Source organism: Mesorhizobium sp. WSM3224, assembly GCF_000427725.1.
In the GTDB taxonomy this organism is placed as follows: domain Bacteria; phylum Pseudomonadota; class Alphaproteobacteria; order Rhizobiales; family Rhizobiaceae; genus Mesorhizobium.
The window spans coordinates 196,096-218,492 of record NZ_ATYO01000002.1; the positions used below are offsets into that span (position 1 = coordinate 196,096).

General features: G+C 63.6%; 25 protein-coding genes. 15 read left to right on the forward strand and 10 right to left on the reverse strand.

What is annotated here, in order from left to right; all coding sequences use genetic code 11:
* The first annotated feature begins 207 nt into the window (after positions 1-207).
* The 4 genes from flhA (at position 208) to YU3_RS0104620 (ending at position 4,830) form a co-directional block, all read left to right on the forward strand.
* Complete coding sequence (gene flhA / locus YU3_RS0104605) at positions 208-2,295, forward strand: flagellar biosynthesis protein FlhA (protein WP_027165140.1); 2,088 nt, start codon at positions 208-210, stop codon at positions 2,293-2,295.
* The gene (gene fliR / locus YU3_RS0104610) at positions 2,292-3,044 is read left to right on the forward strand and encodes a flagellar biosynthetic protein FliR (protein WP_027165141.1); all 753 of its coding nucleotides are present in this window, start codon (positions 2,292-2,294) and stop codon (positions 3,042-3,044) included. The genes flhA and fliR overlap by 4 nt, the downstream gene beginning before the upstream one ends.
* A gap of 2 nt (positions 3,045-3,046) precedes the next feature.
* Entirely contained in the window at positions 3,047-3,430 is a 384-nt protein-coding gene (locus YU3_RS0104615) for a hypothetical protein (protein ID WP_027165142.1), read from the forward strand.
* 383 nt (positions 3,431-3,813) lie between these two features.
* Positions 3,814-4,830, forward strand: coding sequence for a hydroxyacid dehydrogenase (locus YU3_RS0104620; RefSeq protein WP_027165143.1), 1,017 nt, complete (start codon positions 3,814-3,816; stop codon positions 4,828-4,830).
* 276 nt (positions 4,831-5,106) lie between these two features.
* Here YU3_RS0104620 and YU3_RS0104625 read toward each other — a convergent pair whose 3' ends face one another.
* Entirely contained in the window at positions 5,107-5,439 is a 333-nt protein-coding gene (locus tag YU3_RS0104625) for a hypothetical protein (protein ID WP_156913351.1), read from the reverse strand.
* On the opposite strand from YU3_RS0104625, the gene YU3_RS0104630 reads away from it, so the two are divergent.
* The 5 genes from YU3_RS0104630 (at position 5,417) to YU3_RS0104650 (ending at position 8,191) form a co-directional block, all read left to right on the forward strand.
* Positions 5,417-5,782 (forward strand): hypothetical protein, encoded by a 366-nt coding sequence (locus YU3_RS0104630; protein WP_156913353.1) that lies wholly within the window; start codon positions 5,417-5,419, stop codon positions 5,780-5,782. The two genes, YU3_RS0104625 and YU3_RS0104630, sit on opposite strands and share 23 nt — an antisense overlap.
* Positions 5,783-6,098: 316 nt before the next feature.
* A complete protein-coding gene (locus YU3_RS0104635) occupies positions 6,099-6,668 on the forward strand; it encodes a rod-binding protein (protein WP_027165146.1) in 570 nt (189 codons plus the stop codon).
* A gap of 8 nt (positions 6,669-6,676) precedes the next feature.
* Complete coding sequence (locus YU3_RS0104640) at positions 6,677-7,096, forward strand: hypothetical protein (RefSeq protein WP_027165147.1); 420 nt, start codon at positions 6,677-6,679, stop codon at positions 7,094-7,096.
* 79 nt (positions 7,097-7,175) lie between these two features.
* Positions 7,176-7,697, forward strand: coding sequence for a hypothetical protein (locus tag YU3_RS0104645; RefSeq protein ID WP_027165148.1), 522 nt, complete (start codon positions 7,176-7,178; stop codon positions 7,695-7,697).
* A 209-nt stretch (positions 7,698-7,906) separates the two neighbouring features.
* Positions 7,907-8,191, forward strand: a complete 285-nt coding sequence (locus YU3_RS0104650) for an SCP2 sterol-binding domain-containing protein (RefSeq protein WP_027165149.1) — start codon at positions 7,907-7,909, stop codon at positions 8,189-8,191.
* Positions 8,192-8,265: 74 nt separating this feature from the next.
* Here YU3_RS0104650 and YU3_RS0104655 read toward each other — a convergent pair whose 3' ends face one another.
* Together YU3_RS0104655 and odc2 are read right to left on the reverse strand one after the other, a co-directional pair.
* Positions 8,266-8,856, reverse strand: coding sequence for an N-acetyltransferase (locus tag YU3_RS0104655; protein ID WP_051333863.1), 591 nt, complete (start codon positions 8,854-8,856; stop codon positions 8,266-8,268).
* 105 nt (positions 8,857-8,961) lie between these two features.
* A complete protein-coding gene (gene odc2 / locus YU3_RS0104660) occupies positions 8,962-10,095 on the reverse strand; it encodes an ornithine/lysine decarboxylase (protein WP_027165151.1) in 1,134 nt (377 codons plus the stop codon).
* A 541-nt stretch (positions 10,096-10,636) separates the two neighbouring features.
* Here odc2 and YU3_RS0104665 point away from each other — a divergent pair.
* From YU3_RS0104665 to YU3_RS0104680, 4 genes are all read left to right on the forward strand, one after another.
* Positions 10,637-11,833, forward strand: a complete 1,197-nt coding sequence (locus YU3_RS0104665; RefSeq protein WP_027165152.1) for an amidase — start codon at positions 10,637-10,639, stop codon at positions 11,831-11,833.
* Between the two features lie 2 nt (positions 11,834-11,835).
* Complete coding sequence (locus tag YU3_RS0104670; protein WP_027165153.1) at positions 11,836-12,735, forward strand: LysR family transcriptional regulator; 900 nt, start codon at positions 11,836-11,838, stop codon at positions 12,733-12,735.
* 78 nt (positions 12,736-12,813) lie between these two features.
* Entirely contained in the window at positions 12,814-13,482 is a 669-nt protein-coding gene (locus YU3_RS0104675) for a DUF1007 family protein (RefSeq protein WP_027165154.1), read from the forward strand.
* A gap of 103 nt (positions 13,483-13,585) precedes the next feature.
* Positions 13,586-14,746: a nickel/cobalt transporter gene (locus YU3_RS0104680; RefSeq protein WP_245273421.1), complete on the forward strand. Its 1,161-nt coding sequence runs from the start codon at positions 13,586-13,588 to the stop codon at positions 14,744-14,746.
* 1 nt (position 14,747) lies between these two features.
* Here the strand turns inward: YU3_RS0104680 and denD are convergent, their stop codons facing one another.
* The 4 genes from denD to YU3_RS0104700 all read right to left on the reverse strand — a co-directional run bounded on the left by denD (position 14,748) and on the right by YU3_RS0104700 (position 17,726).
* On the reverse strand, positions 14,748-15,722 hold the full coding sequence (denD, locus tag YU3_RS0104685; RefSeq protein ID WP_027165156.1) for a D-erythronate dehydrogenase: 975 nt from the start codon (positions 15,720-15,722) through the stop codon (positions 14,748-14,750).
* 2 nt (positions 15,723-15,724) lie between these two features.
* Positions 15,725-15,931 carry a hypothetical protein gene (locus tag YU3_RS0104690; RefSeq protein ID WP_027165157.1) on the reverse strand — a complete coding sequence of 69 codons (207 nt, stop codon included), beginning with the start codon at positions 15,929-15,931 and terminating at the stop codon, positions 15,725-15,727.
* Between the two features lie 51 nt (positions 15,932-15,982).
* Complete coding sequence (locus YU3_RS0104695; protein ID WP_027165158.1) at positions 15,983-16,972, reverse strand: cation diffusion facilitator family transporter; 990 nt, start codon at positions 16,970-16,972, stop codon at positions 15,983-15,985.
* A gap of 67 nt (positions 16,973-17,039) precedes the next feature.
* On the reverse strand, positions 17,040-17,726 hold the full coding sequence (locus YU3_RS0104700) for a GNAT family protein (protein ID WP_027165159.1): 687 nt from the start codon (positions 17,724-17,726) through the stop codon (positions 17,040-17,042).
* 100 nt (positions 17,727-17,826) lie between these two features.
* On the opposite strand from YU3_RS0104700, the gene YU3_RS0104705 reads away from it, so the two are divergent.
* Complete coding sequence (locus YU3_RS0104705; protein WP_027165160.1) at positions 17,827-19,011, forward strand: pyridoxal phosphate-dependent aminotransferase; 1,185 nt, start codon at positions 17,827-17,829, stop codon at positions 19,009-19,011.
* Between the two features lie 4 nt (positions 19,012-19,015).
* On the opposite strand, the gene YU3_RS0104710 is transcribed toward YU3_RS0104705, so the two are convergent.
* Positions 19,016-19,777, reverse strand: coding sequence for an SDR family oxidoreductase (locus tag YU3_RS0104710; RefSeq protein WP_027165161.1), 762 nt, complete (start codon positions 19,775-19,777; stop codon positions 19,016-19,018).
* A gap of 267 nt (positions 19,778-20,044) precedes the next feature.
* A complete protein-coding gene (locus YU3_RS0104715; RefSeq protein WP_027165162.1) occupies positions 20,045-20,776 on the reverse strand; it encodes a tellurite resistance TerB family protein in 732 nt (243 codons plus the stop codon).
* A gap of 197 nt (positions 20,777-20,973) precedes the next feature.
* On the opposite strand from YU3_RS0104715, the gene YU3_RS0104720 reads away from it, so the two are divergent.
* Positions 20,974-21,333, forward strand: a complete 360-nt coding sequence (locus YU3_RS0104720) for a nuclear transport factor 2 family protein (RefSeq protein ID WP_027165163.1) — start codon at positions 20,974-20,976, stop codon at positions 21,331-21,333.
* 16 nt (positions 21,334-21,349) lie between these two features.
* Here YU3_RS0104720 and YU3_RS0104725 read toward each other — a convergent pair whose 3' ends face one another.
* Entirely contained in the window at positions 21,350-22,279 is a 930-nt protein-coding gene (locus YU3_RS0104725; RefSeq protein WP_027165164.1) for a rhodanese-related sulfurtransferase, read from the reverse strand.
* Positions 22,280-22,397: the final 118 nt, after the last annotated feature.

Consider the following 22,397-nt stretch of genomic DNA (forward strand, 5'->3'; position numbering starts at 1 on the left):
ATGTCGCCCAAAAGTGCGCAGCGGTTTTGGGGGAACGACATGCATCAAGACAAAGACTTGAAGCGCCTCGCCCTGAATCCATTTCGGTGCGACGCGCTTTAAGGCCGCGATGAGGTCCCGTAGCCACTCTCCCACCTTCGCGCAAGCTTGGCCGGTTACGGTCGGCGGGCCTGCTGTGTGTGTGGCGGCTCTGGATTTGAGGACGACATGGCGATCAGCGAAACACTTGCGCCCGGCGCGGTGGCCAAGAACGGCCGCGACGTCTTCTTCGCGCTGGGCATCGTCTTCATCCTGGCGGTGCTGTTTTTGCCGATCCCCGCCTTCCTCATCGATATCGGCCTCGCCTTCTCGATCGCGCTTTCAGTACTGATCCTGATGGTCTCGCTGTGGATCCAGCGACCGCTCGACTTCTCGTCCTTCCCGACCGTGTTGCTGATCGCCACGATGCTGCGGCTGTCGCTCAACATCGCCACCACGCGCATGATCCTGTCGCACGGCAATGAGGGCACGCATGCCGCCGGCTATGTCATTTCCGGCTTCTCGAAGCTGGTGATGTCGAGCGACTTCGTCATCGGCCTCATCGTCTTCATGATCCTGATCGTGGTGAACTTCATCGTCATCACCAAGGGCGCCACCCGTATCGCCGAAGTCGGCGCGCGCTTCACCCTCGACGCCATCCCCGGCAAGCAGATGTCGATCGACGCCGACCTTTCCGCCGGCATGATCGACGAGAAGACCGCGCAATTGCGCCGCCGCGAGCTGGAGGAAGAATCCTCCTTCTTCGGCTCGATGGACGGTGCCTCGAAATTCGTGCGTGGCGACGCCATCGCCGGCCTGATCATCACCGCCATCAACATCGTCGGCGGTATCGCCATCGGCTACCTGCGCCATGGCATGGGCCTCGGCCAGGCGGCCGACGTCTTCATCAAACTGTCGGTCGGCGATGGCCTCGTCACCCAGATCCCGGCCCTCATCGTTTCGCTCGCCGCCGGCATGCTCGTCTCCAAGGGCGGCACGCGCGGCTCGACCAACCAGGCGGTGTTCGGCCAGCTCGGCGCGCATCCGCGCGCGCTCTACGTCGCGGCCTCGCTGCTGGTCATCCTCGGCCTGATGCCCGGCCTGCCGCTGTTCCCCTTCTTCGCGCTCGCCGGCGCCATGGCCAGCCTCGGCTACATCATCCCGCTGCGCCAGAACCGCGAACTTGCTGCCGTCGAGGCCTTGAAGACGCAGGAGAAGGCCAACAAGGTCGAAGAGGAAAAGAACTCGGTCAAGGCCTCGCTGGTCACCGCCGAGATCGAGCTCCTGATCGGCAAGCAGCTCTCGACCAGGCTGATGGTGGCGCATCAGGAACTCGTGTTCCGCATGTCGAAGATGCGCAAGAAATTTGCCCAGCAATACGGCTTCGTGGTGCCGGAAATACGCGTCGTCGACGACTTCGCCATTCCGCCGAAGAGCTATCAGATCAAGGTGCACGGCACGGTGGTCGCCGAATACCAGATGCGCGTCGGCGAGATCATGGTGCTGCTTGGCACGCGCGGCGTGCCGGAAATCCCCGGCGAGGAAATCCGCGAGCCGGCCTTCGGCATGCGCGCCTATTCGGTGCTCGAAACCTTCGCCGAGGACTTGAAGCGCGAGAACTTCACCTTCGCCGACAACATGTCGGTGTTGCTCACGCATCTTTCCGAGGTCATCCGCAACAACCTGCCGCAGCTTCTGTCCTACAAGGACATGAAGGCGCTGCTGGAGCGGCTCGACCCGGAATACCGCAAGCTCGCCGACGAGATCTGCACCTCGCACATCTCCTATCCGGGCCTGCAGGCCGTGCTGAAACTGCTGCTCGCCGAGCGCGTCTCGATCCGCAACTTGCATCTGATCATCGAGGCCATCGCCGAGATCGCGCCGCATGTGCGCCGCACCGAGCAGATCGTCGAGCATGTGCGCATCCGCATGGCGCAGCAGATCTGCGGCGACCTGTCCGAGAGCGGCACGCTCAAGGTGCTGCGCCTGGGCAACCGCTGGGACCTCGCCTTCCACCAGAGCCTCAAACGCGACGCCAAGGGCGAGGTGCGCGAATTCGACATCGATCCGCGCCAGCTCGAGGAATTCGGCCAGGACGCGACCAAGGCGATCCGCAAGCATCTCGAGGCCGGCGAGCGCTTCGTGCTCGTCACCGCGCCCGACGCGCGTCCCTATGTGCGCATGATCATCGAGCGGCTGTTCACGACGCTCCCGGTGCTCAGCCATGTCGAGATCGCCAAGGGCGTGGAGATCAAGGTGCTCGGAACGATCTCGTGAACACGCTCTCGCAAGGCGTCATCATCGCCGCCTTCCTGGCCTTCTGCCGCATCGGCGCTTGCTTCATGCTGATGCCCGGCCTGTCGAGCGCCCGCGTGCCGCTGCAGATCAGGCTGTTCGTCTCGCTCGCCGCCACCGGCGGCCTGCTCGCTTTCCTGTGGGACCGCATCTATCCGTTCGTCGATCCGCGCCCGCAGGTGCTGGCGCCGATGATCGTCTCCGAGCTTCTGGTCGGCGGGCTGATCGGCGCCATGACCAGGCTCTACATGGAAGCGCTGCGCTTCATGGGCTCGGCCATAGCCATGATGATCGGCTACGGCGGCTCGGGCGGACCGGCGATCGAGGAGCCCGAACCGCAGGCAGCGCTTGCCGCCATCATCTCGTTCTCGGCGCTGCTCTTGCTCTTCGTCTTCGATTTCGACCACGAGATCGTCAAGGCGCTGGTCGCCTCCTACACGGTCGCCCCCGTCAACGTCTTCTTCAACCCGCAGGCCGCCCTCGTCGACGTCACCGATACCGTGTCGGACGCCTTCTTCCTGGTCATCCGCCTGGGAAGCCCCTTCGTCGCCTATGCCATCCTGGTCAATCTGACGATCGGCTTCGTCAACAAGCTGACGCCGCAGATCCCGGTCTATTTCATCTCGCTGCCGTTCGTCATCGCCGGCGGGATGATCATCTTCTATTTCGCCGTCGGCACCTTGCTGTCGCTGTTCGTCGACGGCTTCGTCGACCTCACGCTGGCGAGATAGCCATGACCACGCGAAAAGACCGCCTGAAGAAACTGGTCAAGGTGCAGGAGCAACTGAAGGCGCTGCACGAGACGCGCCATGCCGGCTTCCTCGCGGCCGCGGTCAGGGCGGAAGCGGAGGCCAAGGAACTGATCGAACATTTCGACACCGACGGCTCGCTGGCGGGCCTTTTCCCGGCGCTCTACCATCGCCGCATCACCGACGCGCTCGGCCGGCAGAAACAGAACCTGGAGGATGCGCGCCAGGAGGCGTCGCTGATCGCCACCGCCACGGCGCGCACCAACATGGTCGAACGCGCTTACAAGGACGTGCGCCGCCGCGACGAGCGCGAGCGCTCCGACCGCGAACGGCTCGATCTCATCACGCAGAAGCGGGCCGAAGAGTAGCTCGGCAATTCTGCCTGTAACCCGACTCACGGACTACACCACGTGAACATCCGCTTTGCGCCGCAATCTAGGCCGTATAGATCCGTTTTGCCGTTTCCTGAAAGCTGACGTCGCAGGCGGCTGGAGGCCGTGGTGCGCTTAATTTCGGCCATTGCAGCTGGCTTGGTCGCGATTGGGCAAAAGCAGGCACATCGCAGGAGATAGTGGCTGCGCGAAGGCGCGGGCCAGGTACTGTCAATCAGGCGCTTGGCATGTAACAGTGCCTGCTAATATGCGATGGACTGTTGGGAAAGGGCGGCCCTAACTCTTGCGGGCGCCGCCTCGCTATCCAGAACGCCTATGCGTTTCGCCGCGCTTCGAAAGCATTTGAGGAGATCATCATCATGAGCGCTCAAGGCTTGCCCAGCGTTCTCGCATTCGAACGCTACGATCCGACTGACGCCTCGCTGGACTGGCTGCGCGAGCGTGGGGTCAACGTCATTTTCGGCAATGCGCTCTGGGAAATGCCGTTCAAACGCTTCACCGAGGATGAGCTAATTGCCAAGGCACTTGGCTGTGTCGCCTTGATGGGGGCAAGCGGCACCCGCATCACCAGGCGCGTCATGCAGGCGCTTCCCGGTCTGCGCTACATCTCCAAATACGGCATTGGCGTCGACAGCATCGACATCGACGCCGCTACCGAGCACGGTATTCTGGTTTCCAGCACGCCGAACGATTTTCAGATCTTTACGGTCAGCGAGCACACGGTCGCCCTGATGCTGGCAGTTGCCAAACAACTTGGCACGTGGACGCCCGATTTCATGCGGCGTGGCGGATGGCGCGGCCTGACCCATGGCGCGACGCTACGCGGCGCAACCGTCGGCATCCTTGGGCTCGGCCGCATCGGACGCGGCGTAGCGCAACGGCTGTCGGGCTGGGAGGCCCACATCGTTGCCTATGATCCTTTCCTGAACGAAGCGCCTGCGGGCATCGAACTCGTCGACTTCTCCACACTGGTGGAGCAATCCGACTTCCTGACACTTCACGCAACGCCGAGCCCGGAAAATCATCACATCCTGAACGCCGCCGCGTTCGCGCGGATGAAACCGACAGCCATCGTCGTCAACACCGGGCGCGGATCGCTGGTCGACTACACGGCCATGCGAGCAGCGCTGGCCAACGGCCAAATCGCGGGTGCGGCCCTCGATGTGTTCGACCAGGAGCCGCCGAAAACCGACGATTCATTGTTTTCGCTGCCCAATGTTTTGTGCACGCCGCATGTCGCGGCCTGGACGACAGAAGGAACCCAGGCAATCGGCTGGCATGCGGCCAAGAACCTGTGGGCCATGATGAGCGGTGAAGGAGACGCTGATATCGTCAATCCGCAAGCGCTTGCAGAACATCGTGGATTTGCAAGGTGAAAGGCCTCCGGTGCCCTAGGAGCGCTCTCGGGTTGAGCAACAAAGCAAACTTCATCCCTCAATAGCCTGCCTGAGTCTTATTCAGACTTCGGCGCAGCCACGTTCGCATCGTATCGTGTTGAGCGGAACGTCACGTGAACATCCGCTTTGCGCCTCATTGCGCTCGTTAGGCCTAGCCCATACGTTATCTACAAGGCAGACAACGAAGCATTTAATGACGTCGGCATTTAACTGATGCGACTTGGGCAGGCTCGTTGCGCCCTCCTTTCCATAGGATCAGATTTTCCTCCGGCTGCCAGATTGTGATAGCCGTTTCGTCAGCCGGCGCAGGCGAGACATTGAACTATCCTTTTCAAGGGCAATCAAAATCTGATCGGGATCGGTGACGCCTCGACCGAACAGGCTCATCACTTTGCCCGCCACCTGCTCGCGATGATCGATGCGAACGATCTGGTGGCTGGTGCAGAACTCGATCACCGCCTTTGCTAAAAGCGCGACTTGAGCGGGGTCCGCCGCTCCGTTTTCTATCATCCGGTAAACCCCAATCCCAGTTGCGTCGTCCGCCCAGCGCTCCGCGGAACTCATCATGAGCAAAACTGCTGCCAGCATCCCTTGGTTCCAAAACGACATAAGGGGTGCCGCCAAGCGTGCTCAGTGGGGCTCCTCATCAAGTGGTAAGCCGGCTGCCCGAATGGCTGATTTGAGTTGGGCCGGGACAGAGGCAGCATCGAGCCATACGTACGAGGTGTTTGAAATGGCTGATGACATTTACATCCAGGCATACCGGCGCGGGAACGTGGAGGCGGTCAACGCACTTCTGAAAAGGCAATACCCCGACGACGAAGAACGGTTGCGAGTTTTGGAAATGTTTGACGACAGCGGCCTGTGGTCGATCGGATGGCAGCTGGAGCACGGCGGGAGCGCGGAAGTGCGGGCCTATCTGGGGGGATGATTAGCCAGTTTCATCCCCCATTACTCACTAGGGTGTAGCGATACACGTATTGCTTGTACGACATACCTCCTTGTGCAAGCGTCCTGGATGCTGAACGGGCGTACAATCGCCTTTAGCCGGCGCCCTGTATCTTTTCCGTGCCCCCGCCGGTCAGGCCCGGCTCGCGCGTTAACCCGCCGCCGGCCGGGCCGCCCCTCGTAGCGCGAAGCAGGCGACCGACCCACACATCCGCATTCCGCCTCCCTTTTCCCGCAAGCCTGCCACAAGCTTGTTCAGTCATTGTGCAGATAACAGAACCGGCAAAGGGCGGACTTTCTTGGCCATCTCCCCACCCAGCGACATCGTCATGGACGTTGCCCGCGCAGCGGAGCCGGCCGATGTCGAGGCCGCGCGCGCGGCGCTCGCGAGAAGGGCAAACGGCACCTCGGCACCGTTCTCTGTCGATCCATCCGCCACGGCCGATGCCGGCTCCGTGCTCTCGCGCGCCACGGCCGACAAGGCGGAAGCCACCAATCCGGCCAAAAAGTTCCAGCGCTTCGAAGCGATGGTGCTGACGACCTTCGTCCAGAACATGATGCCCAAGGACACCGAGGGCGTTTACGGCAAGGGCCTGGCCGGCGACATGTGGAAATCGCAGCTCGCCGAAAAGGTAGCCGATGTCATGGCCGCGCATGGCGGCATCGGCATCGCCAAATCGATGCTGGCCGACCATTATCTCGACGGCAAGCACAAGGTGTCGGTCGGCCCGGTTGCCGGCGGGCCGCAGAAAACCGAGATCGACCACCAGACCATGCGTTCGACATCGATGCTCGAGGAGCTTGAGCGCAAAGCCACACGGTCAATGACCGGTGACGACACGACCATAAAAACGGATATCAAGATCTAGGGACCTACATGGCCGACCAAACGGACCTTTCCAATCTTCCGGCGCGGACCAACGCAATGGAAGCGCCCGCCGCCGCACGACCCGGCAACCTTGCCGCCATCATCGGCCGCATCGAGGAAGTCGTGGAAGAGGAGACCGCTGGTATCCGCAGCGGAACAGCCTATGATCTCAAGGCCTCTAACGCGCGCAAGAGCCGGTATCTCTACGAGCTGAACCGTGCCATGAAGGGCACCAACGAGATCGAATTCCTCGAGCAGCATCGCGAAGGTCTGCTGCGGCTGCGCCAGAAACTGGCGAAGAACGAAGCGGCGATCCTCGCCCATCTCAACGCCGTCAACGAGGTCGCCACACTCCTGAGGAACGCCATCCAGCGCGCCGATACCGACGGCACCTATTCGGTGGGCGAGTTCGGAATGGCGCGGGCATGATCCCGAACCGCAGGACCGCGTCAGCGAAAAGTGGAGGCTGGTTTTCGCACAAGATCATGCTCGAACCAACAAATAGAACATGATAAAATTCATCGCCGCCGCGCTGTGGATTTGCGCCGTGACGCTTGGCGCGGTCTTCTATTCCTTCCAGGCGGCCGGCCAGCGCGGCGTCGGCGAACCGCCGAAGCCGATGCTGGGCGGCCTCGACTATGTCAAGGCCGACATGATCTCGGTGCCGTTGCTGCGCGACGGTAGGATCGAGGGCTACTTCCTCACCAAGCTCGTCTACACGGTGGAACCGGACCAGATAAAGAAGCTGTCGATCCCGGCGCAGGCGCTGATTACCGACCAGGTCTATTCCTATCTCTATTCCAACCCGCAGATCGATTTCACCAAGAAGGAATCGATCGATCTCGACGCTTTCCGCAAGTCGATCCGCGAAACCATCAACACCCGCGTCGGCGTCGATCTGGTGCATGAGGTGCTGATCGACCAGGTCAACTTCCTCTCCAAGGACGATATCCGCGACAACGCGCTTCGCCGCCGCAAGAATGCCGGCGACACAGCGGCGGCAATGACCAAGCCCTTCCAGGAACATTGATCGCCCGTCCAATGCATGTCGCCCAGAAGTATGCGGCGGCAAACCGCTTACCCGTGATGCGACATGACGCATGGTGACCGCGTTGACGTTAACGTCAACTCGAAGCTATATGCGCCGGTGACAGGCGACCGCGCAGGCGCGGCGCGCCTACCTCGCCCAGCGGCTCGACAAGCCGGTGCGCGTCAACGCAACCAACGAGGAGAACCGCCATGGGCGTTCAGGAGATTGCCGACAAGATCAAGTCGCGCGTGGCAAGCGCGGGCTTCGAGCATTCGGTCAAGTTCGACACCGGCAGCGACGGCGTCATCGTCATCGACGGCGCGACCGTCTCGACCACCGACGCGCCGACCGACTGCACCGTCAAGCTCTCGCTCGACGATCTGGATTCGCTGATCGCCGGCGACCTCAACCCGACCATGGCCTTCATGTCGGGCAAGCTGAAGGTCGAAGGCGACATGACGGTCGCCATGGCGCTGAGCCAGCTGCTCGGCTGACATCTCGCTCAAACCGAAGCGGCGCCACCCTAGAGGTGACGCCGCTTCGATGATTTCAAGCGGGTTCGATACCGTCAGGCGACGAAGCCCTGCCCCTTGAGCTTGCGGCCGGCAGCCTTGATCGTGCCCTTGGCGCCGCCTAGCGCGCCGTCCTTCAGCTCCAGCGCCAGAAGCCGGTGCCGCTCATAGGGGCCAGGCATGGCGAGCGCTCCGGTGCGGTCGGCCGAGAAGCCGAACCGCCCATAATAGGGCGCGTCGCCGACGAGCAGGATCGCGCCATGGCCGAGCCGCGCGGCTTCGGCGACCGCGTGCCGCATCAGCGCCGAGCCGATGCCGCCGCTCTTCAATCCCGGCTCGACCGCGAGCGGGCCGAGCAGGAGCGCCGGGCCGCCCTCGCCCAGCCTCACATCCCAAAGCCGCACCGTGCCGACGACCGCGCCCGACGCGTTGCGCGCGACAAAGGCCAGGCCTTCCGAAGGCCGGCGGCCGCGCCGCAGCTTCTCGGACGACTTCTTCTTGCGGTTCGGCCCCATGGCGCGGTCGAGCAGCGTTTCGCGCGCCGCGGCGTCGCCGGCGCCTTCGCCAACGATGACGAAGGCGCCGGCAATCTCCCCCTCAAGGGGGAAGATTCCGACCGCGCCACTGTCAACGATGAAATTTGCCATATCCATGTCCGCGATCCTTCACGAGCGGAGATCTGTTCCACAAGCGAGCCCGGGCGGGCGACAGGCGCCCACCTGGGATGATCTGAGCGGTTCCTTGCGAACTGCTCAGATCACGTAGGATCGGAGGGGCTCGAAGCCGTTGAAAGCGACCGCCGAATAGGTGGTCGTGTAGGCTCCGGTGCCCTCGATCAGCACCTCGTCGCCGATGCTCAGCGACAAAGGCAGCGGATAAGGCGTCTTCTCATACATCACGTCCGCCGAATCGCAGGTCGGGCCGGCGAGCACGCAAGGTGCGGTCTCCGAGCCGTCATGGCGGGTGACCAGCGGATAGCGGATCGCCTCGTCCATGGTCTCGGCGAGACCGCCGAACTTGCCGATATCGAGGAACACCCAGCGCACATTGTCGTTGTCGGCCTTCTTCGAGATCAGCACGACTTCCGACTTGATGACGCCGGCATTGCCGACCATGCCGCGGCCCGGCTCGATGATCGTCTCGGGCAGCGCGTTGCCGAAATGCTTGCGCAGCGCCGAGAAGATCGCCTGGCCATAGGCCTGGGCGACCGGCACGTCCTTCAGGTAACGGGTCGGGAAGCCACCGCCCATGTTGACCATCTTCAAGACGATGCCTCCCTCGGCGAGCGTCGCGAACACCTTCTTGGCGTCGCCAAGCGCGCGGTCCCAGGCGGTCAGGTCGGTCTGCTGCGAGCCGACATGGAACGACACGCCATAGGCGTCGAGGCCGAGGCCCTTGGCATGGCGCAGCACGTCCACCGCCATTGCCGGCACGCAGCCGAATTTGCGCGACAGCGGCCATTCGGCGCCTTCACCGTCGGTCAAAACGCGGCAGAACACGCGCGAGCCGGGAGCGGCGCGGGCGATCTTCTCCACCTCCTCGACGCAGTCCACGGCGAACAGGCGGATGCCGAGCTGGTAGGCGCGTGCGATGTCACGCTCCTTCTTGATGGTGTTGCCGAAGGAAATGCGATCGGCCGGCGCGCCGGCATCCATCGCCATCTCGACTTCGGCAACCGATGCGGTGTCGAAGGACGAGCCCATCGCAGCAAGCAGGCGCAGGATCTCCGGCGCCGGATTTGCTTTCACCGCATAGTAGATCTTGGAATCGGGCAACGCCTTCTCGAAGGCGCGGAAATTGTCGCGCACGACATCGAGGTCGACCACGAGGCAAGGGCCGTTCGGACGTCGGGTGGCGAGGAAGTCAAGGATGCGCTGGGTGGCCATCGGGGTCTCTCCATCACGCCTTTCGGCGCGCACAAGGGTGCGGACGCGGGCTGTCGGCCTCGCGAACACGCGGTGGACAAAGGCGGGACGGAAATCCATGGAACCAGCCGGTGGAGACCCCGGAACCATGAAGCGCCGTCTCGCGGCGATGAACCTCAGCCTTGCCCGGCCTCGGTTCGCTTTGTCTGCCTTGGCTTGGATTGGGAGAACCCGCTCCGCACTGCCGGCAATGAAGGTGTGCCTCTTTAGTAACCCCGGTCTTTGGACAACCGGAAGAGAACCAGAAAGGCCCGCACCGTCGTTGCTTCAAGGTGTCCTCGGGCTGGCGGTTGGCCGCTAGACCGACTGGAGGGGTTGGCTCCAGTTACCTTACCGATTTCCCTCACCATTCGAGGATCGGCGGACACCCACAGGCACGTGCGACTTTGGGCAAGCGCGATATAGGAGCGAAGGGTTTCACAATCAATAAAAATCGTAAGCGCAGGTTGTAAAATTTCTGGCATCGAACAATGTACGCGTCACCGTATCCGGATATCGAACGATGCCAGGAACCCAAGGCCCGCTCAACGCCTTCCTCGATCTGCGCCAAATGCCTGTCGCGAATGCGGAATCGGGCCCGCTCGCCGGCCTGCGCCTGGCCGTCAAGGACATCTATGACGTCGCCGGCTACCGAACCGGCTGCGGCAACCCGCAAAAGTTCGAGGAAGCGCATACCGCCTTGCGCACCGCGGAACCCGTGCAGATGATTCTCGACGCAGGCGCGCGATTCGTCGGCAAGACGCAGACCGACGAGTTGGCCTTCTCGCTGTTCGGGCAGAATTCGCATTTTCCGTTTCCGGTAAATCCCGCGGCGCCCGAGCGCGTCACCGGCGGCTCGTCCTCGGGTTCGGCATCCGCGGTTGCCGGCGGCTTGGCGAACATCGCCACCGGTTCCGACACCGGCGGGTCGATCCGCGCGCCGGCGAGCTTCTGCGGTCTGATCGGCCTGCGAACCACCCATGGCCGCGTCCCGCTCGACGGCGCAATGAAGCTGGCGTCGAGCTTCGACACCTTCGGCTGGTTCGCCGACGACATCGAGACCTATGAGGCGGTCGGCAAGCTGCTGCTTGGCCGCGATCCGCACCAGCACCCGCTCAGCCGCCCGCTGTCGATCCGCTGGCTGGACGCCTTCGTGACCGGTCCGGCGGAAGCCGCGGAATATGCGCGCATGAAGGCGTTGGCCGCTGGCGTCATTGGCCGGCCGGCGGAGACCGAACATACGTTCGCCTCGTTCCCCGATGAGCTTTACTGGTGCTTTCGCCGCTTGCAGGCCTTCGAGGCCTGGCGCGAGCATGGCGCCTGGATATCGTCCGGCGGCCGCCTCGGCCCCGGCGTCGCGGAACGCTTCGGCTTCGGCCGCACGATCGATGCCGGAACTGTCGCCGCCGAGACGGCGCGGCGGCTGGCTTTCCGTGCCGAGCTCGGCGCCTTGCTCGGCGACAACGGCTTCCTCGTCCTGCCAACCGTTCCCGGCGCGGCACCGCTCGCTTCGAGCACGCCAGAACAGTTCCAGGCCTATCGCGAAAGGGCGCTGCACCTGTTGTGCCTTTCCGGCTTGTCCGGCTTCCCGCAGATCACGCTGCCGGTCGGCTCCGTCGACGGCGCGCCCTTCGGCCTGTCGCTGCTAGGCCCTTCCGGCAGCGACGTTGCCCTGATACGGCTCGGCCGCAAGATTCTCGACGCGGCACGAAAGGTCTGACCATGGACACATTGACCCGCATGCGCGCCTTCATCGACGTGGTCGAGGCGGAAGGCTTTTCGGCCGCGGCGCGCAAGATCGGCCGCTCCAAGGCGCTGCTGTCGAAATATGTACGCGAGCTGGAGGACGAGCTCGGCGCGCTGCTTCTGAACCGCACCACGCGCCAGTTCTCGCTTACCGAAGCCGGCCACACCTATTATCAGCGCGCTTCGGAAATCGTGCGCGAGGTCGACAGCCTCGCCGAGGCGGTGCGCCAGTCTTCCGGCGACGTTCGCGGCAGGATCAAGCTGTCGGCCGCCCGCACCTTCGCCGACGCGCCGATCGGTCAGTCGCTGATCGACTTCGCCAAGCAGCACCCCGACATCGTGCTCGACATCCATCTCGACGACCGGTTCGTCGACCTTGTCGAGGAGGGTTTCGATGTCGCGGTGCGCATTTCGCGGCTGGAGAATTCGTCGCTAATCGCCAGGCGCCTGGGGCCGTTTTCGATCAAGCTTTGCGCGTCTCCCGAACTGATCGCAAAGCACGGCACGCCGACGCGCCCGCAGGACCTTTCCAACATGCCCTGCATCGTCGACACCAATGGTCGCTCTTTAGCCAACTGGCGCTTCAAGGGCGACGGCGAGGATTCGGTCAGCGTCTCGGTATCGGGTCCGATCGAGGTGAACAGCCCGATGGCCGCGAGAGCCGCCGCCGTTTCGGGCCTGGGCTTCACCATTCTGCCGGATTTCATCGCCGCGCCCGACGTCGCGAGTGGCCGGCTGGTAACGGTGCTCGACGACCGCATCCTTTCGGGCAGCGGCATCTTCGCCGTCTATCCGCACCGCCGCTACCTGCCCGCCAAGGTCCGCGTCTTCGTCGATTTCCTGGTGCACTGGTTCAAGACGCGCGACGCAGTGTGATAGCCCGCGTCCCAATTTCGCCCCCTTTATGCTAACTCTCGCGTTTCACCCCCGAAGTCGATGGAATCGCGGCCCGGAATGCACCTGAAACGGCAAGCAACCATGCTGGCTTCGGCCGCAGCAGTGACATTTGCCGCGGTCGAGCCAGCCGAGGTGCACCCGCATGTCTTCGCCGAAGCCCGCCTCGACGTCATCCTCAGCCAGGATCACCAAAGTGTGACGGCGCTGCGCCACCTTTGGCGCTTCGACGACCTGTTTTCGAGTACGGTGATGATGGAGTTCGACAAGAACTCCGATCTGAAGCTTGACGACAAAGAGCTCAAGGAAGTGGCCGACACCGTCCATTCCTCGCTGGCCGAGTTCAACTACTTCCAGCTCGTCACCCAGGACGGCAGGGACGTGCCGATGGTGCCTCCACCGCATCTGATGGCGAACTTCGACAACGACCAGCTGATCATCCTGTTCGAGTCGCAGCCGAAGACGCCGATCAAGCTCACGGGCAAGATCGACATCGGCGTGTACGATCCGACCTTCTATACGGCGATCGACTTCACCGACGACGCCAACCTTACCGTCGAAGGCCTGCCCGCGACCTGCACCAAGAAGGTCGTTCGTCCGGACCCGGACGAGGCGATCAAGGAAAACCAGAAGACCCTGACGGATGCGTTCTTCAACGATCCGACAGGCACCGACATGAGCAAGATCTTCGCCACCAAGCTCGAGTTGAACTGCCCGCCGGAAGGATGATTTGGTGATGAAACCGTCGCTGCGCGCAAGCAGGTTCGGCAAAAGTGTCGCACGGTTTTGCGACCGGAACCTGCGACAAACAAGGGAATCCAGGCGGATATTCGTGGGACATCCCACGAATATCCGCTTAGCGCTCGGCCTCTTGGCCGCTGCCCTGGTGATCGCCTATCTGCCTGTCGTTGCGCATGCGCAAAGCTCGCTTGGCATCGGCACCAATGACGGCATGGCGCCGACCGCCACCGGCCCGTTCGCCCACATCCTGATGTGGATCAATCTCAAGCAGCAGGAATTCTACCATTCGCTGGCCGCCGCCATGAAGGCGATGCGCCAGGACGGCAGCAAGCTCTGGCTGCTGATCGGGCTGTCCTTCGCCTACGGCATCTTCCACGCCGCCGGACCCGGCCACGGCAAGGCGGTGATCTCGTCCTACATGGTCGCCAACGAAGTCGCGCTGAAGCGTGGCATCATGCTCTCCTTCGTCTCGGCGCTGCTGCAGGGCCTCACAGCGGTTGTCGTCATGGTGCTTGCCTATTTCGTGCTGCGCGGCACCGCCGTGTCGATGACCGACGCGGCATGGTTCCTCGAAATCGCGAGCTATGTGCTGGTGACGCTGTTCGGCGCCTGGCTGCTCTGGCGCAAGCTCGGCCCGTCGATCCTGCGGCTGTTCGGCAGAACGCCCGCTTACAGCCTGTCGGCCGCTCATGCAGGCCATTCGCATGGCGGGCATTCCCATGCCGGGCACGCGCACGCTCATGCACATTCCCATGCAGGCCATTCCCGAGCGCATGCGCACGCCGCGCATTCTCACGCTACGCATGCGCCGCACGCGCATCATGATCATGATCATGATCACGCCGCACACGACCATGGCCCGGGCGAAATCTGCGAGACCTGCGGTCATTCGCATGCGCCGGACCCCGCAATGCTTTCGGGCGACCGCTTCGACTGGCGAACGGCCTGGTCGGCGGTGGCTGCAGTCGGCATCCGCCCCTGCTCCGGCGCGCTGATCGTGCTGAGCTTCGCGCTGCTTAACGGGTTGTGGGTAGGCGGGCTGCTGTCGGTGCTGGCGATGTCGATCGGAACCGCGATCACCGTCTCGGCCCTGGCGACGATCGCGGTGACGGCCAAGAACTGGGCGGTCTATTTCGCCGGCGACAGCCGCCTCGGCAACCACATCCATTCCATCGTCGAGATCGGCGGCGCGGCCTTCATTTTCGTTGTTGGACTTCTGCTTCTGTCCGCCAGCCTGTCCGGCGGCGTCTGAGCTAAGCGACCTTCCCGCCCAGCTCATCCTCGATATGAGCGCGGATAATCTCGTCGAAATTGCTTTCGGCGGCAAAGCCTAGCTCTCGCGCCCGCCTCGCCTCGAACCGCGTCGGCCAACCCTTGACGATGGCCCAGATGGTCTCGTCGGGCTGCTCGCGGATCCGCCTCGCGACCTCGGCGCCGGCAATGCGCTCCAGCGCCTCGATCTGCTCGCCGACCGTGACGGCGACGCCGGGCATTGTCAGGTTGCGGCGCGGCCCCACCGCTTGGCCGTCGATCTCGGCCGCATGGACGAGGAAATTGACCGCCGAGCGCGGGCTGGCATGGGTGTGCAGCACCGAGCGCGGCACCGGCAGGATCGCCTCCTGGCCGCTCAAGGGCTCGCGGATGATGCCGGAGAAGAAGCTCGACGCGGCCTTGTTCGGCTTGCCCGGCCGAACGCAGATCGTCGGCAGCCGAATGCCGATGGCGTCGAAGAAGCCGCGCCTCGTATAGTCGGCAAGCAGCGCTTCGCTCATCTGCTTCTGCGTGCCGTATGAGGTGAGCGGCGTCGGGTGGAATTCGTCCGGGATGACATCGGGAAACGGCGCGCCGAACACGGCGATCGACGAGGTGAAGACAAGCCGCGGCGCAAACGCCGCCAGCCGCACCGCGTCGAACAGCGCGCGCGTGCCGTCGAGATTGACCCGGTAGCCGAGATCGAAATTGGCCTCCGCCTCGCCCGACACGATGCCGGCGAGATGGAAGACCACATCCGGGCGGGAAGCCACGAGAGCCGCCATCGCGCCGGGCGCGGAAAGATCGCCGGTATGGATCGAGACATCGATGCCAGCAAGCGCCGGCGGCTGCGGCGCCACGATGTCATGCAGGTCGAGTGCCGTTATTTTCCGCCCACGCAAGACGCCGTCCTTGGCCAGTCGCGCGATAAGCTTGCGACCCACCATGCCTGCGGCACCCGTAATCAGAATTCTCATCCTCAGAGACCTTTCTTGCGCTGGCTGCGTCCGCGCAGCCAAAGGACCACGAACAGCCCGACCATGAAGATCACGGCGATGACGGCCGCCAGGACCGTCGATATCTTGCCCGCGGCCAGCATGATGGTCGGCAGGAAATAGGCTGCGAGACCGAACAGGAGCAGTATCACGGCCGCGGCGATCGCCGAATTTCGGGTGTCACGATCCATCAGCGGGCGTTCCTCGTTTCGAGGCTGTTCGGCTTCGTCATCACGGCGCGCTCAGTGATAGTGCCGGCGGTCGGCGGGCGCGCCATGCGCGTGGTCGTGATCATGATGGTGGTCGTGCTCGTTATGGCTGTCTGCGCATTGGCCGAATTCCGGTTCGACCGTGGCATGCTCGATGCCGTGCTTGACCGCAAGCCGCTTCTTGATGGCGCTGACTGCCACATGGGCGTCGACGCCGTCATTCAGGCAGGCGTGCAGCGTCGCCATGTTGGAGGTACCGTCGAGCGACCAGACATGCATGTGGTGCACCTCGCGCACACCTTTGATGGCGCCTTCGATATCCTTGGCGATCAGGTCGCGGTCGAGGCTTGCCGGCACGCCTTCGAGCAGCACATGCGCGGCCTCGCGCATCAGCGACCACGCCGTCGACAGGATGAGCAGCGACACCAGCACCGACAGGATCGGATCGATCGGCGTCCAGCCCGTAGCGATGATGATGACAGCGGCAACGATTGCCGCGGCGGAGCCCAGCAGGTCGCCCAGCACATGCAGGATGGCGCCGCGCATGTTGAGGCTCTCGCGGTCGCCGCCATGCAGCACGAAGAAGGAAGCGATGTTGACCAGCAGGCCCGCGACCGCCACCACCAGCATCGGCCCGCCGAGCACTGGCGCAGGTGCCATCAGCCGCCCCCAGGCTTCGTAGATGATCCAGAGCGCGATGACGAAAATGGCGATGCCGTTGGTGTAGGCGACCAGCGTCTTCACCCGGGCGAAGCCATAGGTCAGGCGCCCGGTGGCCGGACGCCCCGTCAGATGGAAGGCATACCATGCAAGGCCTAGCGCGATCGCGTCGGCCAGCATGTGCCCGGCATCGGCGACCAGCGCCAGCGATCCGGTCAGCCAGCCGCCCAGCGCCTCGGCGACCATGAAACCGGCGGTCAGGCAAGTGGCGATCAGCACCCGCTTCTTGTCGGTCGAGCCATGCACGTGGCCGGGTCCATGGCTATGACCGGCCGAGCCGTGATCATGCGAACCGTGCGCCATCGCCAAACTCCTGTCACCGACCATGATCTTTTCCGAAAACGGGTTTCCCGCTTTTCGGGATCATGGTTTACGCGCCAAAGTCGGCGCGAAAATCCTCCAGCCGCCGCTTCTGGCCGCCTTCGCCATCGAAATTCGCCGGATCGAGCCAGGCCTCATAGGCTTTGCGCAATGCGGGCCATTCCTTGTCGATGATCGAATACCACGCCGTATCGCGGTTTTCGCCCTTTACCACAAGATGCTGGCGGAAAATGCCTTCTAACCTGAAGCCGAAGCGCTCGGCGGCGCGCTTCGAGGGTTCGTTGCGGTTGTTGCATTTCCACTCGTAGCGGCGGTAGCCGAGGTCGTCGAAGAGATATTTCGCAAACAGGAACTGCGCCTCTGTCGCGGCCGGCTTGCGTGAGATCAGCGGCCCCCAATAGATGTTGCCGATTTCGCAGACGCCGTTGTTGGCGTCGATGCGCATCAGCGTCTGGCGCCCGGCGATCTTGCCGCTCGCCTTGTCGATGACGGTGAAGAACAGCGGATCCTCGCTCGCTTCCGCCTTGTCCAGCCATGGCTGGAAGGCTGCGCGGGTTTCCGGCGGGTAGTCGGGCAGCCAGGCGAAACGTCCGCCGGCATCCGAAACCGAGGAGGTCTCGTAGAGACCGTCGCCATGCTTGGCCGCGCTCAGCGGTTCGAGCCTGACCGTGCGCCCCTCGATCGCCTTGCGTTCCGGACGCGGACGCGGCTGCCAATTTTTGAGATTTTCCGACACCCCAATATTTTCTGGCACGGGAACTCCAATCCGTTTGACATTTCCTGGCGGACGCTCACAAAAACGCTCGCTCATAGAAAGAACCACAGGGACGGGAAAAATGCTCCACACGATCGCGGCCTTCGACCGTCTCGGCGAGGAAAATGCCTTCGCGGTGCTGGCCAGGGCCACCGCGCTTGCCCATCAGGGCCGCGATATCATCAACCTCGGCATCGGCCAGCCTGACTTCAAGACGCCGCAGCACATCGTCGAGGCGGCGATCAAGGCGCTGCGCGACGGCCATCATGGCTACACGCCCGCCAACGGCCTTTTAGCCACCCGCGAGGCCGTCGTCCGCCGCACGCTGACCACCACCGGCGTCGAGGTGTCGCCGGAAAACGTGATGATCCTGCCCGGCGGCAAGCCGACCATGTTCGCAGCGATCCTGATGTTCGGCGAGCCCGGCGCGGAGATCCTCTACCCCGATCCCGGCTTTCCGATCTACCGCTCGATGATCGAGTTCACCGGCGCCACTCCGGTGCCGGTGCCGATCCGCGAGGAAAACGGCTTTGCTTTCTCGGCCGACGAGACCCTGGCGCTGATCACGCCGAAGACCAGGCTCCTGATCCTCAACTCGCCCGCCAATCCGACCGGCGGCGTGACGCCCCGCGCCGAGATCGAGAAGCTGGTCAAGGGGCTGGAGAAGCACCCCCAGGTCGCCATCATGTCCGACGAGATCTACGACGTCATGACCTATGACGGCGAGACGCATTTCTCGCTGCTCAATTTCCCCGAAATCCGCGACCGGCTGATCGTGCTTAACGGCTGGTCGAAGACCTGGGCGATGACCGGCTGGCGCATGGGCTGGTCGATCTGGCCGAACGGCGAAAAGGGCGCGCATCTCTACGACAAGGTGCGCAAGCTGGCGGTGAACTGCTGGTCCTGCGTCAACGCGCCGAGCCAGTTTGCCGGCATCGCGGCGATCGACGGCCCGCAAGACGATGTCGAGAAGATGATGCGCGCCTTCGACAACCGCCGCAAGATCGTGGTCGAGGGGCTGAACGCGCTGCCCGGCATTTCGTGCATCACGCCTAAGGGCGCCTTCTATGCCTTCCCCAACGTGTCGAAGACCGGCTGGAAGGCCAAGAAGCTTGCCTCGACCCTGCTGGAGGACGCCGGCGTGGCGCTGATCGGCGGCCCCGATTTCGGCGTGCTCGGCGAAGGCTATATCCGGCTTTCCTACGCCAATTCCGAGGAAAACATCCTGCGCGCGCTGGAGCGGATCGAGGCGTTCCTGAAGAAGTAAAGCTTCAGCCCCGGCCGACGAACGGCATCTTCGTCGCCATCACTGTCATGAACAGCACGTTGGCGTCGAGCGGCAGGCTCGCCATATGCAGCACCGCGTCGGCGACGCGCTGCACATCCATCACCGCCTCGGCGGCGATCGAGCCGTTGGCCTGCGGCACGCCCACCGTCATCGGCTGCGCCATCTCGGTCAGCGCATTGCCGATGTCGATCTGGCCGCAGGCGATGTCGAAGGGCCGGCCGTCAAGCGCCAGCGTCTTGGTGAGCCCGGTGATCGCGTGCTTGGTCGCCGTATAAGGCGCGGAACCGGGCCGCGGCGCATAGGCCGACACCGAGCCATTGTTGATGATGCGGCCGCCCATCGGCTTTTGCCGGCGCATGGCGCCGAAGGCTGCGCGCGCGCACAGGAACGAGCCGGTGAGATTGACGCCGACGACGTCGTTCCAGACCTCGACCGGGATCTCGTCGATCAGGGTCGACTTGTAACCCATGCCGGCATTGTTGAAGAGCAGGTCGACGCGGCCGAAGGCCTCGAGCACGGTCTCGAACATGTCGTCGACTTCTGCGGCCTTGCTGATGTCGCAGGCGACGGCCAATGCCTTGGCTTGCGTCTTCCCGGCCTCGGCGATCGCCTGTTCCAGCACCTTCTTGCGGCGGCCGCAGAACACGGTGTTCCAGCCTGCCTTGAGCAGCGCCGTCGCGACGCTCTTGCCGATGCCGGTGCCGGCGCCGGTAACGATGGCGGTCTTCTCTGCTATGGCGGTCATCGCAGTCCCTTCCGGTCATGGATGGAAAGACGTGGCATCGCAAATGGCGGGGATCATTTCAAGCAGTTGTTGGCGATAAAGAAAGAGGCCAACAAAAAGGGCGGTCATTGGCGACCGCCCCGATCTGAACCGCGCTTGGGAGGAGGAAAAGCCGGTCCGACTGATTAGAATGATGCGCTTGCTCGGTTAACGAGAGATTAAGGGCAATCGCAGGCGCTAACCCTGTTGCTCACCAGCAACCTGTTGCTCACCAGCAACCCTGTTGCTTTACCAGGGCGAACTGGGCGCCGCGCCGGCCGGCGCCTTTGCCGCCGAGACCGTCGCCTCGACATGATCGACCAGGGCGTCAGGCAGGCCGAGCCGTCCTGCAAGCAGGTCGAGATAGCCGCGCTCGGTGCGTGTGTCGGGATCGATGGTCAGCCGCGAGGCGGTGTAGAGTTCCAGCTTCTGCGCATCGGTCTTGGCGCCGGCGACAAGCGTGTCGAGATCAAGCGGGCTCTCAAGCTCTGCAAGCAGGAATTTCTCGGCTTCCGCGCCGATGCCGGCGAGCTTGAGCTTGTCGGCGATCTTCTTGCGCTCGTCATCGTCGACATGGCCGTCGGCTTTCGCCGCCGAGATCATTGCCCTGACCAGCGTCAGCGTGAACTCGGCCTCGCCTTGCGGCGCCTGCGAAGGATCGAAAGCGGTATCGGCCGGCGGCGGCAGCAACTCAGGTTCGCCGGACGCCGGCGCCTGCGCCGGTTCCTTGCCTGCCTTGTAGTTCTGATAGGCCTTGTAGGCGAGGCCGCCGATCGCGGCCAGGCCGCCGAGCTTGATGGCCGTGCCCGTCACCTGCCGGCCAGTGCCGGTGCCGAGAAGCACCGCCGCCAGCGCGCCGGCGGCGAGCGGATTGTCCTTGGCCATCTGCACCGCTTGCCCCGCCTTGTCGCGGACGGTCGATCCCGTGCCGGGAATTTGCGAGCCGAGAAGGTCGTCGAGCAGCTTCTTGGGGTCGAGCATCAGTGCCTCCAGATTGGCCCGGCGAAATGCGGCCGGGCAAGGTTTCGGACCGGCAAGAGGTAGGCCCCGCGCATTGGCATTACAATGACGGGCGGACATTTCGCCCACACGATGCCCGCTCGGGCGGGGTCCTCGTGTGTCGAAACAGTGGAATGCTTCGTGTAGGATCGCGGCAATTTCGGAAAAGGAGCGTTCGGATGACGAATGCAGAAAACCGCGCGCCGGTGCGCGATCCGCAGGATCTGGAACGTTTGCTGATCGATCGGCAATGGGCAGGCGACATCGAGGGCATGCTGGCGCTGTTCGAGCCCGACGCCGTCGTCGACAGCGGCGGTGACGAGCCGGTTCGTGGCCGGCATGCTATCCGTGCGCTCTTCGAGCAGGGCATCGCCGCAGGTCGCAAGTTCCAGCGCGGCGAGCAGCGCCCCGCCCTCGTCAACGGCGACCTGGCGCTGACGTCGACGAGACTGCCCGACGGCAGCATAACCAGCGAGGTCGCTCGTCGTCAGCGCGACGGAACGTGGCTCTGGGCGATCGACCGCTATTCGGTGAGCTGATCTTCCGGCAACACGCTCAGCTTCCGATGTGGCGCTTAGCGCCCCGCGCGTGCGCCAGTTCCACCTGGCGATGGCGTTCGGCATAGCGTTCTCGATCCTCGTCGGACCGCGCTTCAAAACAATGCGGACATGAGACGCCGGCGGTGAATTTCGGCGACAGCCGGTCCTCGACCGTCAGCGGGTGCCGGCAGGCGCGGCAGAGTTCGGCTTCGCCTTCGGCCAACCCATGCGAGACCGACACGCGCTCATCGAAGACGAAGCATTCGCCTTGCCACAGGCTTTCCTCGGCCGGAACGTCCTCCAGATATTTCAGGATGCCGCCCTTGAGATGGAAGACATCTTTGAGGCCAAGCGACCTCACATAGGCCGTCGCCTTCTCGCAGCGAATACCGCCGGTGCAGAACATCGCCACCTTGCGGCCTTCGAAGTCTCCGCGGTGCTGCTCGACCCAGGCAGGGAACTCGCGGAAGCTGGTGGTCATGGGATCGATCGCACCGGTGAAAGTGCCGAGCGAGACTTCGTAGGCGTTGCGCGTGTCGATGACGACGGTATCGGCATCTAAGATCAGCGCGTTCCAGTCGGCCGGCGCGACATAGGTGCCGGCGCTGGCCGCCGGATCGATGTCCTCGACGCCCATGGTGACGATCTCGCGCTTCAGCCGCACCTTCATGCGGTGGAACGGCATCTCGGCGGCGCCGCTGTATTTGACTTCCAGCCCGGCAAGGCCTTCGATCGCCTGCAGATGGTCCATGAGCGCGGCAATCGCGTCCTTACCGCCTGCGACCGTGCCGTTGATGCCTTCACGCGCCAGAAGCAGCGTGCCCTTGATACCTCGCCCGCAACAGAACGCGGCGAGCGGGGCGCGCAGGGTCTCGTATCCGTCGAGCCGGGCAAATTTGTAGAGCGCGGCGACGCGAACCGGCTGAGTTTCTAGGGTCGTTGTCATGACCATGCCCCTAGACCGTGCTGAAAGCGGTTTCAAGGCGAAGCAACACAGGGCCGGCGACGCGGCATCACGACACGCCGCGTTTCGTGGACTTGGCATACCCCTTCTGCTAATCGGT